This window comes from Aggregicoccus sp. 17bor-14 (genome assembly GCF_009659535.1).
GTDB lineage: Bacteria > Myxococcota > Myxococcia > Myxococcales > Myxococcaceae > Aggregicoccus.
The window spans coordinates 197,250-212,747 of record NZ_VJZZ01000011.1 but is presented as its reverse complement, the minus strand read 5'-3'; the positions used below and the strand labels follow the sequence as shown (position 1 = coordinate 212,747).

The window sequence follows — 15,498 nt, the reverse complement described above, 5'->3', positions numbered from 1 at the left end:
CCATGGCACAGCACGACTACGAGAAGCTGGCGAAGCGGCTGGTGCAGCGCGCGCTCAAGCGCGGCGCCACCGAGGCGGAGGCCTTCCTCGAGGTGGGCCGCCAGAGCAGCTGCCGCGTGCGCGAGGGGCAGATCGAAGATCTCACCGAGGCCACCAGCAAGGGCGTGGGCCTGCGCGTGATCGTGAAGGGGCGCCTCGGCTTCGCCTCCACGAGCGACTTCGACCCGGCGGCGCTGGACGCCTTCGTGGACCGCGCGGTGCAGCTCGCGCAGGCGGCCGCGCCCAACAAGCTCAACGGCCTTCCCGGCAAGCGCGACCTGGGCAAGCCCCCGGACGTGGGCGAGCTCTTCGACCCCGCGGTGGCGAGCCTCGCGAGCGACTGGAAGATCAAGACGGCGCTCGAGGTGGAGCGCGCGGCGAAGGGCGTGGACCCGCGCATCACCGCCTTCGACAGCGTGGGCGCGGGCGACTACGTCTCGGACGTGTACGTGGCGAGCAGCGAGGGCTTCAGCGGCGCGTACGCGGGCACCTACGTGTACCTCTTCGCCTCTCCCGTGGCGTCCGACGGCCAGGGCCTCCAGACCAGCTACTGGATGGACTACAAGCGCTTCCTCGGGGACCTCGAGAGCCCGGAGAGCGTGGGCCGCGAGGCCGCGCGGCGCGCCCTGCGCATGCTGGGGGCGAAGAAGGTGAAGACCCAGCAGGTGCCCGTGATCTTCGACCCCATGGTGGCCGCCTCCTTCGTAGGCAGCATCGCCTCCGCGGCGAACGGGGACGCGGTGTACAAGAAGTCCAGCGTGCTCGCGCCGCTGATGGGCAAGCGGCTCGCCGCCAAGAACGTCACCATCGTGGACGACGGCCTGCTCGCGCGGGGGCTCGGCACCAGCCCCTTCGACGGCGAGGGCGTGGCCACGCGGCGCACCGCCATCGTGAACGAGGGCGTGCTCGAGAGCTTCCTCTACGACTCCTTCACCGCCCGCAAGGCGAAGGCGCGCACCACCGGCAACGCGGCGCGCAGCTACCGGGGGCTGCCCTCCATCGGCACGAACAACCTCTACCTCGAGCCGGGTGCGCACGCGCCCGAGCAGCTCATCAAAGAGGTGAAGCAGGGCTTCTACGTGACGTCCATGCTCGGACGTGGCGCGGACCCGGTGACGGGCGACTACTCGCGCGGCGCGAACGGGCTGTGGATCGAGAACGGCGAGCTCGCGCATCCCGTGCAAGAGGTGACGGTGGCCGGCAACCTGCTGCAGATGCTGCAGGACCTGGACGGCATCGGCAGCGACCTGCAGTTCCGCGGCTCTTCGGGCGCGCCCACGCTGCGTTTCAAGCAGCTGACGATCTCGGGAGAATAGTTCCCCTCTCCCCCTGGGAGAGGGCCAAGGTCCCTCACCATGGCCACGAAGGCGAAGACCAAGCCGAAGGCAAAGAAGCCCCGCCGCAAGAAGGCGCAACCCAGCTCGCGCGGGCTCCCCCCGCGCGACGTGGCCTCCTCGATGCCCCAGGGTGAAGCCCTCGCCGCCCTCATCCGCGAGGACGGCGGAGAGGTCATCGGCCAGTACCGGGACCCCCTCGGCGGCCACCCCGTGCTGCTCGCGGCGCTGCCGGTGGACAAGGTGGAGCCCACCCCCTACCAGCGCGACCTCTCCGAGCCGCACGTGAAGCGGCTCGCCACGGCGATGGAGCGCCTCGACCGCTTCCTCGACCCGGTCATCGCGGTGCGAAACGCAGAGCTCGGCAAGTACTGGACGCCCAACGGCAACCACCGCCTGCACGCTTCCAAGCTGCTGGGCGCGCGCACGGTGGTGGCGCTGGTGCTGCCGGACGTGGACGTGGCGTACCAGATCCTCGCGCTCAACACGGAGAAGGCGCACAACCTGAAGGAGCGCTCGCTCGAGGTCATCCGCATGTACCGCGACCTCGCGGCGGTGCGCGAGGGCAACGAGGCGGACTACGCGCACCTCTTCGAGGAGCCGGCCTTCATCACCCTGGGCGCGGCGTACCAGAAGCGGCCGCGCTTCAGCGCCGGCGCCTACCACCCCTTCGTCAAGCGCCTGGAGGCCTTCTTCGACGAGCCCCTCTCCGAGGCCCTCCCGCTGCGCGAGGCGCGCGCCGACCAACTGCTGGAGCTGGACGACGCGGTGAACGCCGTGGTGGGCCGGCTGAAGGAGCGCGGCCTGCAGAGCCCCTACCTCAAGAACTTCGTGGTCGCGCGCGCGAACTTCCTGCGCTTCCACAAGGGCGAGCCCCCGGACTTCGAGGACGCGGTCGCGCGCATGCTGGGCAGCGTGCAGCGCTTCAACGTGGACAAGGTGAAGCGCGAGGACATCGGGCGCATGGGCGGCGGCGGTGGCGGCGAGGGCGACGAAGACTAGGGCGCTCCTTCCGTGCGAGGATCGGGCCCGACCCTTGCACCGGCACACCGCCCCATGAGCTCCGCTACCGTCCTGGTCGTCGACGACGACCGCGCCAACCTCGACTCCGTGGCCCGCATCTTCCAGCGCGAGGGGCTGGCCACCCTCACCGCCAGCCAGGGACAGGAGGCGCTCGAGCACCTGCGCCGCCCCGAGGTGAGCGTGATGGTGACGGACCTGATGATGCCCGGCATGGACGGGCAGGAGCTGCTGCGCGCCGCGCGCACCATCCGCCCGGACGTGGAGGTGGTGCTGATGACCGCCTACGGCACGGTGGAGACGGCCGTGGCGGCGATGAAGGACGGCGCCTACGACTTCATCACCAAGCCGCTCAAGCGCCACGCGCTGGTGAAGGCGGTGCAGAAGGCGCTGGAGAAGCAGTCGCTCGTCGCGGAGAACCGCGAGCTCAAGGCGAAGCTCGCCGAGATGGGCGCCGCGGGCAGCCGCGCCATGGTGGGCCAGTCGCCGGCGTTTCGCGCCCTGATGGACACGCTGCGCCAGGCGGCTCCCTCGAGCGCCACGGTGCTGCTCATCGGCGAGAGCGGCACCGGCAAGGAGCTCGCCGCCAGGGCCGTGCACGAGCTCTCGCCGCGCGCGCGCGGGCCCTTCGTGGCGATCAACTGCGCGGCCCTGCCCGAGAGCATCCTCGAGGCGGAGCTGTTCGGCGTGGAGCGCGGCGCCTTCACCGGCGCGGTGGCGCGCAAGGAGGGCCGCTTCGAGCGCGCGAGCGGCGGCACCCTCTTCCTCGACGAGGTGGGCGAGATGAGCCCCAGCGCTCAGGTGAAGCTCTTGCGCGTGCTGCAGGAGGGGGAGATCGAGCGGCTCGGCGGCACGCAGACGGTGCGCGTGGACGTGCGCGTGGTGGCCGCCACGAACAAGGACCTCACCCGCGAGGTGGCCGAGGGGCGCTTCCGCGAGGATCTCTACTACCGCCTCAACGTGGTGGAGGTGCGCATCCCCGCGCTCGCGAGCCGCCGCGAGGACATCCCGCTGCTCGCGGACGCCTTCCTGCGCCGCCACGCGGCGAAGAACGGGCGCGCGCTGCGCGGCTTCTCTCCCGAGGCCACCGTGCTCCTGGAGAGCTACGCGTGGCCGGGCAACGTGCGCGAGCTGGAGCACGCGGTGGAGCGCGGCGTGGTGCTCGCCAAGGGCGACGTGGTCGAGGCGAGCGACCTGCCGGAGGGCGTGCGCAAGGGTCCGCGCGGCAGCGCCGGCCACCTGGTCATCCCCATCGGCACGCCGATGGAGGAGGTGGAGCGGCGCGTGATCCACGAGACCCTGCGCCACACCAAGGGGGACAAGACCCTGGCCGCCCGCCTGCTGGGCATCGCGGCGCGCACCATCTACCGCAAGCTCGAGCGCGACGCGGCGGGCGCCGAGGCCGCGGCGGGCAGCGCGAAGGAAGGCTCCAGCGACGGCTCCCGGGAGGACGACGAGGACGCCTCCTAGGCCCTTCCCGGACGCACCCGCGCGCTGACACCGCGTCACGCGGCGCGCACCGGCCGCTGACAAAATGTCTCAGGCGGCCACGGGCACCGCCGGCCCCCCTGCCCGCCCCCCGAGGGACGGAATAATTCCGGGGGCTTAGTCGTCCTTCCCCCGGCCTGCGCCCCCCTGCCGGTGGCACCTCGCTTGCTGTGTCGGTACGCAGTATCTCCTGGGACCTGGATGGAACTCTTCTTCCGCAAGTACTTCTGGACCGTGACGGCGCTGTTCATCCTGCTCGCCGCCTTCATCGTGGCGCGCACGGTGAACGTGTTCGTCGAGTCCGCGATCGCGCCGCTGCCCACCGGGGCAGTGGCCCGCGCCCAGCGCGCGAAGGCCACCCCTGCGCGCGCCACGCTGGACCTGGAGCGGCTCAGCAAGCTCACCGGCCTGAAGATCTCCCAGCCGGAGGTGGCGGTTCAGGCGCCCACCCAGGCCGCCTACGATCCGAACGCCGCGCCGGTGAAGAGCGGCCTGCGCGTGAAGCTGCTGGGCACGCTGGTGGCCTCCCAGCCGCAGTGGTCCTTCGCCTCCATCCAGGACATGGGCACGCAGCGCTCGCAGACGTACATGGTCGGCGACACCGTGCAGGGCGCGGAGGTCAGGGAGATCGAGCGCGAGCGCGTGATCGTGCTCAACAACAACCGCCGCGAGTACATCGACGGGCAGCCGGGTGACGGCTCCTCGCTGCCCACGAATACGCCGGTGGTGGCGCCGGTCGCGGTGAACACCGCGGCCCCCACGGGCACCCTGGGCTCCGGCATCCGCGCCACCAGCGAGAACGACTACGAGGTCCCGCGCCCCGAGATCGACAACGCGCTCAACAACCTCAACAACCTCGCGATGCAGGCGCGCATCGTGCCGGCCTTCAAGGATGGCCAGGCGCAGGGCTTCAAGCTGTTCAGCATCCGTCCGGACTCGCTTTACTCGAAGATCGGCGTGCAGAACGGTGATGTCATCCGCCGTATCAACGGGTTCGAGATGAACAGTCCCGAGAAGGCGCTCGAGGTCTACTCCAAGCTGAAGGAGTCGAGCCGCATCGAGATCGAGCTCGAGCGCAACGGCGCGCCGGTCAAGAAGACGTACAACATCCGCTAAGCCGCACAGCACCCCGCCCAGGCCCTGAACCATGAAGACGCTTTCGACGTGGACGCTCCCGCTGTGCCTCGCGCTCGCTCTCCCGGCGCTCGCCCAGCGCCGCCCCGGCACGCTGCCGCCCGCGGGCGCGCAGCCCGTGCGCCCCACTCCCGCGCCCTCCCCCGCCCCCGCACAGCCTGCAGCCCCGGCCTCCCCGGCGCGCGGTGCCGGTGCGGGCGCCAGCGAGCGGCAGATCACGCCCGCGCAGGAGGCCCAGGGCGAGGGCACGCGCGGCAAGCCCACCTGTGAGCAGGCCCGGCGCAACGCGCGCTACGGCATCTACTTCGACAAGGTGGACATCGAGAAGCTCATCCAGACGGTCTCGGATGCCACCTGCCGCAGCTTCATCCTCCCGGAGAACGTGCGCGGGAAGATCTCCATCATCGGCCCGGAGAACGGGCGGCTCGAGGTGGGCCCGGACGAGTTCTACTCCGCCTTCCTCGCCGCGCTGGATGCGAACGGCCTCGCGGTCTACCCCTCCGGGCGCTTCCTCAAGATCGTCGACAAGCGCAGCGCGAAGCAGAACACCATCCCCACGATCGTGGACCCGGACCAGGAGTACACGCTCAACGAGCAGATGATCACCCGGCTCTTCAAGATCCGCTACGCGGACGTGGAGCCCCTGCGCGGCGTGCTGCAGCAGCTGGTGAGCAAGGACGGCGACACCATCCCCTACCCGCCGGACACGATCATCGTGAACGACGTGGGCAGCAACATCCACCGGCTCGAGAAGATCGTGGACCAGCTGGACACCCGCGCCTCGAGCGACGAGGTGCGCGTGCTGCAGGTGCGCTACGCGAGCGCGCAGGACGTGGCGGGTACCATCCAGAAGATCTTCGAGGCCAAGAGCAACCGCCCTGGCCAGCGCGCGGGCACCTTCGCTCCGCCTGCGGCGCAGGCGGGCGGCGAGGGCGTGAACAGCGGCAGCGCGGGCTCGGGCGGCCCCGCCACGCTCTCGCAGATCATCCCGGACGAGCGCACCAACAAGCTGATCATCGTGGCGAGCCCCGCCGCCTTCGAGCGCATCGGGCAGCTGGTGCGCGAGATCGACGTGCCCATCTCCGGCGAGGGCCGCATCAACGTGTACCGGCTCGCCAACGCGAACTCGGAGGACATCGCGAGCACGCTTCAGAGCCTCGCGCAGGGCACCAGCAACCGCCCGCGCACGGGCGCCCCCGCGAACATCCCCGGCGTCGCCCCGCGCCCCGGCGGCAGCTCGGGCGCCGCGGAGCTGTTCAGCGGTGAGGTGAAGATCTCCGCGGACAAGGGCACCAACAGCCTCGTCATCGTCGCGAGCCAGAGCGACTACCGCAACATCGTGCGCGTCATCGAGGAGCTGGACCAGCCGCGCCGCCAGGTGTTCGTGGAGGCGGTCATCATGGAGGTCAACCTCGACCGCAAGTCGGACTTCGGCATCAACCTGCACTCCGGCTACGCGCTGGGCAGCGGCGACAACCAGTCCATCGGCGTGGTGGGCACCAACTACAATCAGGGCGGCCTGCCGCCCTCCACCAACCTCGCGAACCTGGCGAGCTTCGGCGGCTTCCTCGCGGGCCTGCAGGGCCCGGTCATCCCCGAGCTCAAGGCGCTGGGCATCCCCTCCTTCGGCGTCATCCTGCACGCGCTGCAGACCAGCTCGGACGTGAACGTGCTGTCCACGCCGCACCTGCTCACCAGCGACAACGAGGAGGCGGAGATCACGGTGGGCCAGAACGTGCCCTTCCAGGCGGGCTTCAGCCCCTCGAGCGTGGGCAGCGCGCTGGGCAACACGGGCGTCAACGGCGCCAACGGCCTCAACGCCTCCATCCTGGGCAGCCTCGGTGGCCTGGGCTCGCTCTACGCGCCCATCACCCGCCAGAACGTGGAGCTCAAGCTCACCATCAAGCCGCAGATCAACGAGAGCGAGTTCGTGCGCCTCGTCATCGCGGAGCAGACCGAGGAGATCGCCTCCAACAACCCGACCCTCGGCCCCACCACCTCCAAGCGCAGCGCGAAGACCACGGTGGTCGCCAAGGACCAGGAGACCGTGGTGCTGGGCGGCATCATGCAGGACCGCACCATCGAGAGCGTGTCCAAGGTGCCCATCCTCGGGGACGTGCCGATCATCGGGCACCTCTTCCGCCAGACCACGCGGCAGAAGACGAAGACCAACCTGCTGCTCTTCCTCACGCCCTACATCATCAAGGACAGCAGCGACTTCCGGCGCATCTTCGAGCGCAAGATGAAGGAGCGGCAGCAGTTCGTGGAGCAGTTCTACGGGCAGGTGCCGGGCTACGAGGTCGCGGTGGACTTCCAGCGCAAGCCCGGCCCGCTGGGGCGCATGAACCGCTCGCTCCTCGAGGAGGAGACGAAGGCGGAGAACGGCGGCCCCGGCGCCCCGGGCCAGCGGATCATCAACCCGGCCGAGCCCGCCAGCCCGGGCGAGGTGACGCCGAGCAACCCGGCCCCCGCCTCCCCGCCCGCTCCCTCCCCCACGCCCGCGGAGCCCCCGAGCGAGCGGGAAGACGCGTCTCCCGAGAGCGGTTCCTCTCCTTCAGCGCCGGTGCAGGAGCCGCCTCCCGAGCGGATCCGCGTCCAGCCCGATAGCACCAGCGCCACCCGCTCATGACCCCTGCCGACGTGCTCCCCCTCTCCGTTCCTGACGCCGCGCCCACCCCCCCCGCGCCCGCGCCCAACCTCTTCCAGCCGTCCGCCCTGTGCGGCCGCATGCTGGGGGAGATCCTCCAGGTCACCACCGGCCTGAGCGCCGAGCGGCTCGAGGAGGCGCTCTCCGCGCAGGCCGAGAAGGGCGGCCGGCTGGGCGAGGTGCTGGTGGGCCTCAAGGCGGTGGGCGAGGAGGACGTGGCCAAGGCCCTGGGCCTGCAGCTGGACCTGCCCTACCTCGCGCGCATCTTCGCCGAGGAGGTGGACCCGGACCTGGTGAAGCGGGTGCCCATCAACTTCGCCAAGCAGGCGCGCATCCTCCCCCTCTCCGTGGAGGACGGGGTGGTGGCGCTCGCGGTCGCGGACCCCCTGGACACGCCCGTGCTGGACCACGCGCGCACGCTGCTGGGCCAGAGCATCAGCCCGCGCATCGCGCTGGGCTCCACCATCGTGGATGCGATCAACAGCGTCTACGACCGCGCGGTGAACGAGGCCGAGCAGCTGGTCGGCGAGATGGAGTCCGCGGACCTCGACACGCTCGCCCACGAGCTCGAGGAGCCGCAGGACCTGCTGGACACCGACGACGAGGCGCCGATCATCCGCCTCGTCAACTCGCTCTTGTTCCGCGCAGCGAAGGAGCGCGCGAGCGACATCCACATCGAGCCCGCGGAGCGCGAGCTGCTGGTGCGCTTCCGCGTGGACGGCGTGCTGCAGGAGATCATCAAGCCGCCCAAGCGCTACCAGAACAGCATCGTCTCGCGCGTGAAGGTGATGGGGCAGCTGAACATCGCCGAGAAGCGCCTGCCGCAGGACGGCCGCATCCGCATCAAGCTCGCCGGCCGCGACATCGACATCCGCCTCTCCACCATCCCCACCGCCTTCGGCGAGCGCATCGTGATGCGTCTGCTCGACAAGAGCGCGACGCTGCTGGACCTCGCAGAGGTCGGCATGAGCGCGGCCACGCTCGCGAGCATGGAGAGCGTGATCAAGCGCTCGCACGGCATCATCCTGGTCACCGGCCCCACCGGTAGCGGCAAGACGACCACGCTGTACGGCGCGCTCAGCAAGATCAACACGGTGGACCTGAACATCCTCACCGTCGAGGACCCGGTCGAGTACCAGCTCAAGGGCATCGGCCAGATGGCGATCAACCCGAAGATCGGGCTGACCTTCGCCCAGGGGCTGCGCTCCTTCCTCCGCCAGGATCCGGACGTGATCATGGTCGGCGAGATCCGCGACAAGGAGACGGCGGAGATCGCCATCCAGGCGTCGCTCACGGGCCACCTGGTGTTCAGCACGGTCCACACCAACGACTCGCCGGGCGCGGTGACCCGCCTCGTGGACATGGGCGTGGAGCCCTTCCTCGTGGCCTCCTCGCTCACGGCGGTGCTCGCGCAGCGCCTCGTGCGCCGCGTGTGCCCGGACTGCCGCGTGAAGTACACGCCCACGGACGAGGAGCTGAAGGAGATCGGCCTCAGCAAGAAGCTGATGCGCGAGCGCTACGGCGTGGAGCAGATCTACAAGGCCACCGGCTGCGCCAACTGCAACCGCAACGGCTACCGCGGCCGCACCGGCATCTACGAGTTCCTGCTCGTGGACGACGACATCCGCCAGCTCGTGCTCAAGAACGTGGACGCCTCCACCATCAAGAAGATGGCGGTGAGCAAGGGCATGCTGACGCTCATCGACGACGGCGCGCGCAAGATCGCGCTCGGTGAGACCACCATCGCCGAGGTCCTCAGCATCACGCAGGAGGACATCTAGCGCCCCCTGGCGCGAGGGATTGGTATGCCGGTCTTCGAGTACAAGGGGCTGAGCGAGGCGGGCAAGACGGTGAGCGGCCTGCTCGAGGCCGACTCCGCCAAGAGCCTGCGCGCGAACCTGCGCAAGAACGGCGTGTACCTCACCGAGGTGCTGGGCATGGCGGACGCCCGCACCGCAGCGCGCAAGGGCGCGGCGGGCGCCAGCGCGGCCGCCGCCTCGCGCGACGTGAACCTCGGCAAGCTCGCGCGCGGCCGCGTCACCACGGACGACATCGCCATCACGACGCGCCAGCTCGCGACCCTGCTGGGCGCGGGCGTCACGCTGGTGGAGGCGCTCACGGCGCTCGTGGACCAGGTGGAGAAGGAGCGGCTCAAGCGCATCCTCTCCGAGGTCAAGAGCCGGGTGAACGAGGGCTCGAGCCTCGGGGACGCGCTCGCGGTGCACCAGAAGGTGTTCGGCTCGCTCTACGTGAACATGATCCGCGCGGGCGAGAGCTCGGGCGCGCTGGACGCCGTGCTGGTGCGGCTCGCGGACTTCACCGAGAGCCAGGCGAAGCTGCGCCAGAAGGTCATGGGCACGCTGCTCTACCCCGCCATCATGATGGTGGTGGGCGGCGGCATCCTCGTGCTGCTGATGACGGTGGTGGTGCCGAAGGTCACCAAGATCTTCACCACCATGAAGGCCACCCTGCCCTTCACCACGCGCGCGCTCATCTGGTTCAGCAACACGCTGCAGGGCTACTGGTGGATCATCTTTCCGGGCCTCATCGGCGGCACCATGGCGCTCGTCGCCTACTTCCGCAGCCCCGCGGGGCGCCCCAAGTGGGACCGCTTCGCGCTGCACGCGCCCATCTTCGGCAGCCTCGTCCGCCTGCTGGCCATCTCGCGCTTCGCGCGCACGCTCTCCACCCTGCTCAAGAGCGGCGTCCCGCTCCTGGCAGCCATGGACATCGTGAAGGCGGTGATGACGAATTCGGTGCTCGCGGAGGTTGTTGAGAAGGCCCGCGACGCCATCCGCGAGGGCGAGAGCATCTCCACGCCCCTCAAGCGCTCGGGCGAGTTCCCGCCGCTCGTCTACCACATGGTCGCGATCGGCGAGAAAAGCGGCCAGCTCGAGGAGATGCTCATCTCGGTGGCCGACAGCTACGAGAACCAGGTGAACGTGAAGGTGGGCGCCCTCACCTCGCTGATGGAGCCCATCCTCATCGTGGTGATGGGCGGGATTATTGCATTCGTAGCCTTCTCGATCCTGATGCCGATTCTGCAGGTGAACTCGGCCATCCATTAGCGCCCCGGCTCCCCGAGGCGCTGCACACTTCGAGGACGCTCGCGATGAATGACGCAGTCGACCAGTGGATCCAGCGCGTGGCCCTCGCGGCCCTGGTCGCCCTGGCGGCGACGCTGGTCACGGTGGGCGTGGTGCTCTACGCGCCCGCCTCCGGCGCTGCTCCGGCCCCGCCCGCCGCCGCCTCGGCCCGCGCCCCGTAGCCCGCTTTGACAGAAAGACCCAGCCCGGCGCTCCGCGCCTGCCGAAAAGTCACCGACCAAGACAGAGGAGAGAAGACGCCATGACCCAGACCCTGACGAAGCAGCAGCGCCGCCGCCGCCGCGGCATGACCCTGATCGAGATCATGGTGGTGATCACCATCCTCGGTCTCATCGCCGCCGCCGTGGGTGTGGCCGTGATCCCGAAGCTGGACGAGTCCCGCGTGGAGCGCGCGAAGCTCGACATCCACACCATCCAGGGAGCGCTGAAGCTCTACTACGCCAAGAAGGGCAACTACCCGGACACCGCCACGGGCCTCAAGGCGCTCGTCGATACGAACAACCTCGAGACCCTGCCCAAGGACCCCTGGGGCAACGACTTCGTCTACCTCAACGAGGGTGGCAAGCCGGTGATCATCTCCTACGGCTCGGACGGCACTCAGGGCGGTGAGGGCAGCAGCGCGGACATCTCGTCCAAGGACGTCGGCGCCTCCGCCAGCAACAAGTAGCTCCGGACCCTCCACGTGACCTCCCTGCCCGCCCAGAGCCCGACGCAGAGCCGTCCGCGCGCCCCGCGCGCGGCGCAGCTCGTGCTCGGGCTGGTGATGCTCAGCGCGACGGTGCTCGCCTTCGCGGTGGTGTACCTGACCAACGACAGCACGCTCAGCCCGAAGCAGCGGCAGGCGCGCGGGGAGATCCGCAAGCTGGACGGCCTCTTCAAGGACTTCTACCGGATGATGGGGCGCTACCCCTCCGATGCGGAGGGGTTCACCACCATCGTGCAGTCCGGCGTGCTCAAGGAGATCCCCCTGGATCCCTGGGGCCGGCCCTACCACTACGTGAAGAGCGGCAAGGAGGGGCACGTGTTCTCGCTCGGCGAGGACGGCATGCCCGGCGGCAGCGGGGACGCCGCGGACCTGGACGCGGGCGGTGCGAGCGAGGTCTCGCGCCCATGAGGCCTGCGCGCTCCCGGGCCCCGCGCGGGCTCACGCTCATCGAGATCATGGTGGCGTTGGCCATCGCCGCCGTGCTCTTCGGCGCGGTGGTGGTGAGCATCGGCTCCATCACCGGCACCAAGGCGAAGGCGGCGACCTCGGAGCTCGCGGGCACCATCCGCTCGCTCTACGACACGGCGGCGCTGAGCGGGAAGACCTGCCGGCTGGTGTTCGAGATTGCAGACCCCAAGTCGGACGGCAGCACGAGCTACCGCGCGGAGTGCGCGGCCGGCAACGTGACCACCTCGCGCGACCGCGACGTGGAGCTGCGCGAGAGCAACCGCAGCGCGGACGAGCTCGCGCGCAACGACAAGTCCGGAGGCGGCGCGAGCCGCATGAAGGACTTCCGCAGCGAGAGCGGCCCCAACCTCGACGAGGAGCTGAGCGCGGAGAAGGGCCGCGTGGAGAAGGCCGCCCAGTTCTCCGAGTTCACCGCGCCCGAGATCTCACCGCGCAAGCTGCCCTCGGACGTGAAGGTGAGCGTGTGGACGCGCCACCAGCGCGAGCCCGCGGACAAGGGGCTCGCGTACCTCTACTTCTTCCCGCAGGGCTTCACCGAGCGCGCCCAGGTGTACGTGCGCCAGGGCAGCAACGTGTGGACGCTCCGCATCCAGCCGCTCACCGGCAAGGTGGACGTGGTGGGCGAGGAGCTGGAGGTCCCGAGCTCATGAGCCAGCGCCGCGTACCTCCGAGCCCCCGGGGCTTCACGCTGCTCGAGACCGTCGTCGCGCTCGCCATCCTGGCGCTCGCGCTGATGGCCATCTTCGACCTGAACGCGGGCGCGGTGGCCAACCACGCGTACACGAAGAAGCTCACCGTGGCGACGCTGCTCGCGCGCTCGAAGATGACGGACCTGGAGCAGCAGCTCTACGACAAGGGCTTCTCCAACGACGACGACGAGGAGTCCGGCGACTTCTCCGAAGAGGGCTGGAGCCAGTTCAAGTGGCGCGCCCGCATCCTCGCGCCCAAGACGCAGGGCGTGTCCCCGGAGCAGATGGTGAGCGCCATCTTCAACGTGCCGATGGGCACGGGCGGGCTGCAGGAGATGCTGGACTCGTTCGGGGGCAAGGGCGGCAAGGACGGGGCGGCCAACCCCGCACTGCCTCCGGGTGCGACCCAGGACGCATCGGCAGGCATCGCGGGCGCCATGGGCCCGCTCATCCAGGGGCAGTTCACCCAGATGATCGACCAGATCACCAAGAGCGTGCGCGAGGTGCACCTCACCGTGTCCTGGAAGGACGGGACGCAGGTGGAGAGCTTCGACCTGGTGACGCACGTGGTCTCGCTGGGCACGGGCTCGGACCGCAACGGCGGCCAGGCGGCGGAGTCCGGGGTTGTGACGAACACGCCTGGCAGTGGTGGCGGTGATGGCGCTCCGCCTGCCGACGGCCAGCAGCCCCCCGGGCCGATGTACGCCGCGGATGGCACGATGGTGCCCGCGGCGATGATCACGGGCCGCGGTGGGCAGTGGATCAACAAGTACACCGGGCAGATCATGTACGCCTCGCCTCCCGCGGGCGCTGGCCAGAACAACGGGAACTGGCGCCCCACCCCGGGCACTCAGCCGCCGGGCTTCAACAAGAGCGGGAGCGTGTTCCAATGAGCGCCCCGGCCCTGCGGCGCCGCGCGCGCGGCTTCACGCTGATGGAGGTCATGATCGCGGTGGCCATCACCGCGATGATGGGCGGCATCATCGCCATGGCCTTCCAGACGGGCTTCACGGCGAAGGAGTCCGTGGAGGCCGACGCGGAGCACTACCGGATGCTGCGGGGAGCCATGAACCGCATGGCGCGCGAGATCGGCAACGCGTACGTGAGCGACCGCTACGACCACAAGCGCTACCGCGACCAGAACGACCGCCCCACCAACTTCATCGGCGAGCGCGATCACCTGCTCTTCACCTCCTTCTCCAACCAGCGCCTCTACACGGACGCGAAGGAGAGCGACCAGGCGGTGCTCGAGTACTCGGTGAAGACCAGCTCCGAGCGCGACGCGCGCGGCCGGCAGGACCTGATGCGCCGGGCGAACGCCAACGTGGAGGACCGCATGGACCGCGGCGGCAGCGAGGAGGTGCTCTTCGAGGGCGTGAAGAGCATCGAGTTCGCCTACTGGGACAGCCAGCGCAAGGAGTGGGACGACGAGTGGGACACCCGCCGCCCCGAGCGCCAGAACCTGCTGCCCACGCGCGTGCGCATCACGCTGGTGGCCAACGACGAGAACGGCAAGGAGACGCGCTACACGACGCAGACCCGGCTGATGCTCAACACCACCCTCGAGGCGTACCGATGAGCCGCCCCTCCCCTGCCCCGCGCCGCCGCCGGCGCGCCGGCCGCCCGGGTGAGCGCGGCGTGGCGCTGATCATCGCCGTGGTCGCCATCACCCTGCTCACGGTGGTGGCCACCGACTTCGCCTACAACACGCGCGTGGACCTGCAGCTCGCGACGAACCAGCGCGACGAGCTGCGCGCGCACTACCTCGCCCAGTCGGGCATCGGCATGTCGCGCCTGCTGCTGCGCTTCCAGAAGCAGCTCAACGGGATGCAGATGCCGGCCATCCCCGGCATGCCCAAGCTCAACCTGCAGATCTGGAAGATGGCGCGCGTGGACTGCCAGATGCTGCAGGGCATGGTGCAGAGCAACGAGAAGGGCGCGCTCGAGGAGAACGCGCCGCGCACCGTGGCCTCCAGCTCCGACGAGGAGCTTCCCGAGGAGGCGACGACGCAGAAGCGCAAGTCCTTCGGAGGCTTCGAGGGCTGCTTCCTCTCCACCATCCAGGACGAGGAGACGAAGCTGAACCTGCGTCGCCTCGCCCTGGCGACGGGGCCGGACGCGCGCTCTACGACGGACCAGCTCCTCACCATGCTCACGGACAAGCACTACGACTTCCTCTGGGAGCACGAGGATGCGAACGGGACGAAGGTGACGGCCCAGGACGTGGTCATCGCGCTGAAGGACTGGATGGACGAGGACGAGACGCAGTCGGCGCTCAACCCGGATCCGAATGGTCCTCCCTTCGCCACGGGCTTCGCCAGCGAGACGAGCGGCTACGACAGCTACGAGCCGCGCTACCGGCCCAAGAACGCGCTCTTCGACAGCCTGGACGAGCTGTACCGGGTGCACGGCGTGAACGACAAGCTGATGGCCGCCTTCGGCGACCGCTTCACCGTGTATCCGGACCAGTCACACGGCCTGAACATCAACTCGGACGACACGACGGTGCTCATCTCCGCCATCCTCTCCGCCGTCACCCCGCAGACCCGGCCGGTGCTCCTGCAGAAGCCGGTGGCGCTGCAGGAGGCAATCAACGCCGTGAAGCTCGCGCGGCAGATCAGCGTGCTGGGCATGGACGTGAAGACCTTCGTCAGCGTCGTGGGTGGGGCCGTCACGCGCTACGGCGTAACAATGGACCCGCGTCTCACCACCGCCCAGAGTACGAGCGGCCCGCTGACCGACAAGAGCGAAACCTTCAGCATCACCTCCGTGGGTGAGGCAGGCTCCGTGCAGAAGACCGTGCACGCGGTCGTGCGGCTCGACGACACGCTCGGCAAGCTCCTTTACTGGAGAGAGGAATAGACGC

General features: G+C 69.6%; 14 protein-coding genes. All 14 read left to right on the top strand.

All coding sequences use genetic code 11. The annotated features are described in order from the left end of the window. Positions 1 to 2 precede the first annotated feature (2 nt). The 14 genes from FGE12_RS21130 (at position 3) to FGE12_RS21070 (ending at position 15,494) form a co-directional block, all read left to right on the top strand. Positions 3 to 1,355: a TldD/PmbA family protein gene (locus tag FGE12_RS21130; RefSeq protein ID WP_153868337.1), complete on the top strand. Its 1,353-nt coding sequence runs from the start codon at positions 3 to 5 to the stop codon at positions 1,353 to 1,355. A 39-nt stretch (positions 1,356 to 1,394) separates the two neighbouring features. Further along, positions 1,395 to 2,375 (top strand): ParB N-terminal domain-containing protein, encoded by a 981-nt coding sequence (locus tag FGE12_RS21125; RefSeq protein ID WP_153868336.1) that lies wholly within the window; start codon positions 1,395 to 1,397, stop codon positions 2,373 to 2,375. Between the two features lie 54 nt (positions 2,376 to 2,429). Next, entirely contained in the window at positions 2,430 to 3,863 is a 1,434-nt protein-coding gene (locus tag FGE12_RS21120; RefSeq protein WP_153868335.1) for a sigma-54 dependent transcriptional regulator, read from the top strand. A 219-nt stretch (positions 3,864 to 4,082) separates the two neighbouring features. Further along, positions 4,083 to 4,997 (top strand): type II secretion system protein GspC, encoded by a 915-nt coding sequence (gspC, locus tag FGE12_RS21115; RefSeq protein ID WP_153868334.1) that lies wholly within the window; start codon positions 4,083 to 4,085, stop codon positions 4,995 to 4,997. A gap of 31 nt (positions 4,998 to 5,028) precedes the next feature. Continuing rightward, positions 5,029 to 7,644 (top strand): type II secretion system secretin GspD, encoded by a 2,616-nt coding sequence (gspD, locus tag FGE12_RS21110; protein ID WP_153868333.1) that lies wholly within the window; start codon positions 5,029 to 5,031, stop codon positions 7,642 to 7,644. Further along, complete coding sequence (gene gspE / locus FGE12_RS21105; protein ID WP_153868332.1) at positions 7,641 to 9,443, top strand: type II secretion system ATPase GspE; 1,803 nt, start codon at positions 7,641 to 7,643, stop codon at positions 9,441 to 9,443. The genes gspD and gspE overlap by 4 nt, the downstream gene beginning before the upstream one ends. Positions 9,444 to 9,467: 24 nt before the next feature. Then, entirely contained in the window at positions 9,468 to 10,730 is a 1,263-nt protein-coding gene (gene gspF / locus FGE12_RS21100; RefSeq protein WP_153868331.1) for a type II secretion system inner membrane protein GspF, read from the top strand. 44 nt (positions 10,731 to 10,774) lie between these two features. Continuing rightward, a complete protein-coding gene (locus tag FGE12_RS30080) occupies positions 10,775 to 10,930 on the top strand; it encodes a hypothetical protein (protein WP_194798124.1) in 156 nt (51 codons plus the stop codon). 80 nt (positions 10,931 to 11,010) lie between these two features. Next, positions 11,011 to 11,436 (top strand): type II secretion system major pseudopilin GspG, encoded by a 426-nt coding sequence (gene gspG / locus FGE12_RS21095; RefSeq protein ID WP_153868330.1) that lies wholly within the window; start codon positions 11,011 to 11,013, stop codon positions 11,434 to 11,436. A 15-nt stretch (positions 11,437 to 11,451) separates the two neighbouring features. Continuing rightward, on the top strand, positions 11,452 to 11,883 hold the full coding sequence (locus FGE12_RS21090; RefSeq protein ID WP_153868329.1) for a type II secretion system protein GspG: 432 nt from the start codon (positions 11,452 to 11,454) through the stop codon (positions 11,881 to 11,883). Next, on the top strand, positions 11,880 to 12,593 hold the full coding sequence (locus tag FGE12_RS21085) for a Tfp pilus assembly protein FimT/FimU (RefSeq protein ID WP_153868328.1): 714 nt from the start codon (positions 11,880 to 11,882) through the stop codon (positions 12,591 to 12,593). Before FGE12_RS21090 ends, FGE12_RS21085 begins: the two co-directional genes overlap by 4 nt. Beyond that, positions 12,590 to 13,525, top strand: a complete 936-nt coding sequence (locus tag FGE12_RS21080) for a prepilin-type N-terminal cleavage/methylation domain-containing protein (protein WP_153868327.1) — start codon at positions 12,590 to 12,592, stop codon at positions 13,523 to 13,525. The genes FGE12_RS21085 and FGE12_RS21080 overlap by 4 nt, the downstream gene beginning before the upstream one ends. Beyond that, positions 13,522 to 14,211: a type II secretion system protein GspJ gene (locus FGE12_RS21075; protein WP_370459087.1), complete on the top strand. Its 690-nt coding sequence runs from the start codon at positions 13,522 to 13,524 to the stop codon at positions 14,209 to 14,211. Before FGE12_RS21080 ends, FGE12_RS21075 begins: the two co-directional genes overlap by 4 nt. Further along, positions 14,208 to 15,494 carry a general secretion pathway protein GspK gene (locus FGE12_RS21070; protein WP_153868326.1) on the top strand — a complete coding sequence of 429 codons (1,287 nt, stop codon included), beginning with the start codon at positions 14,208 to 14,210 and terminating at the stop codon, positions 15,492 to 15,494. The genes FGE12_RS21075 and FGE12_RS21070 overlap by 4 nt, the downstream gene beginning before the upstream one ends. The last annotated feature ends 4 nt before the right edge of the window (positions 15,495 to 15,498 follow it).

Excerpts from the sequence above, each read along its gene's own strand:
- FGE12_RS21080 (WP_153868327.1), top strand. The coding sequence starts at position 12,590 with ATGAGCCAGCGCCGCGTACCTCCGAGCCCCCGGGGCTTCACGCTGCTC.
- FGE12_RS21125 (WP_153868336.1), top strand. The coding sequence starts at position 1,395 with ATGGCCACGAAGGCGAAGACCAAGCCGAAGGCAAAGAAGCCCCGCCGC.
- FGE12_RS21120 (WP_153868335.1), top strand. The coding sequence starts at position 2,430 with ATGAGCTCCGCTACCGTCCTGGTCGTCGACGACGACCGCGCCAACCTC.
- FGE12_RS21075 (WP_370459087.1), top strand. The coding sequence starts at position 13,522 with ATGAGCGCCCCGGCCCTGCGGCGCCGCGCGCGCGGCTTCACGCTGATG.
- FGE12_RS21070 (WP_153868326.1), top strand. The coding sequence starts at position 14,208 with ATGAGCCGCCCCTCCCCTGCCCCGCGCCGCCGCCGGCGCGCCGGCCGC.
- FGE12_RS21085 (WP_153868328.1), top strand. The coding sequence starts at position 11,880 with ATGAGGCCTGCGCGCTCCCGGGCCCCGCGCGGGCTCACGCTCATCGAG.
- FGE12_RS30080 (WP_194798124.1), top strand. The coding sequence starts at position 10,775 with ATGAATGACGCAGTCGACCAGTGGATCCAGCGCGTGGCCCTCGCGGCC.
- gspG (WP_153868330.1), top strand. The coding sequence starts at position 11,011 with ATGACCCAGACCCTGACGAAGCAGCAGCGCCGCCGCCGCCGCGGCATG.
- gspD (WP_153868333.1), top strand. The coding sequence starts at position 5,029 with ATGAAGACGCTTTCGACGTGGACGCTCCCGCTGTGCCTCGCGCTCGCT.
- FGE12_RS21130 (WP_153868337.1), top strand. The coding sequence starts at position 3 with ATGGCACAGCACGACTACGAGAAGCTGGCGAAGCGGCTGGTGCAGCGC.
- gspC (WP_153868334.1), top strand. The coding sequence starts at position 4,083 with ATGGAACTCTTCTTCCGCAAGTACTTCTGGACCGTGACGGCGCTGTTC.
- gspF (WP_153868331.1), top strand. The coding sequence starts at position 9,468 with ATGCCGGTCTTCGAGTACAAGGGGCTGAGCGAGGCGGGCAAGACGGTG.
- gspE (WP_153868332.1), top strand. The coding sequence starts at position 7,641 with ATGACCCCTGCCGACGTGCTCCCCCTCTCCGTTCCTGACGCCGCGCCC.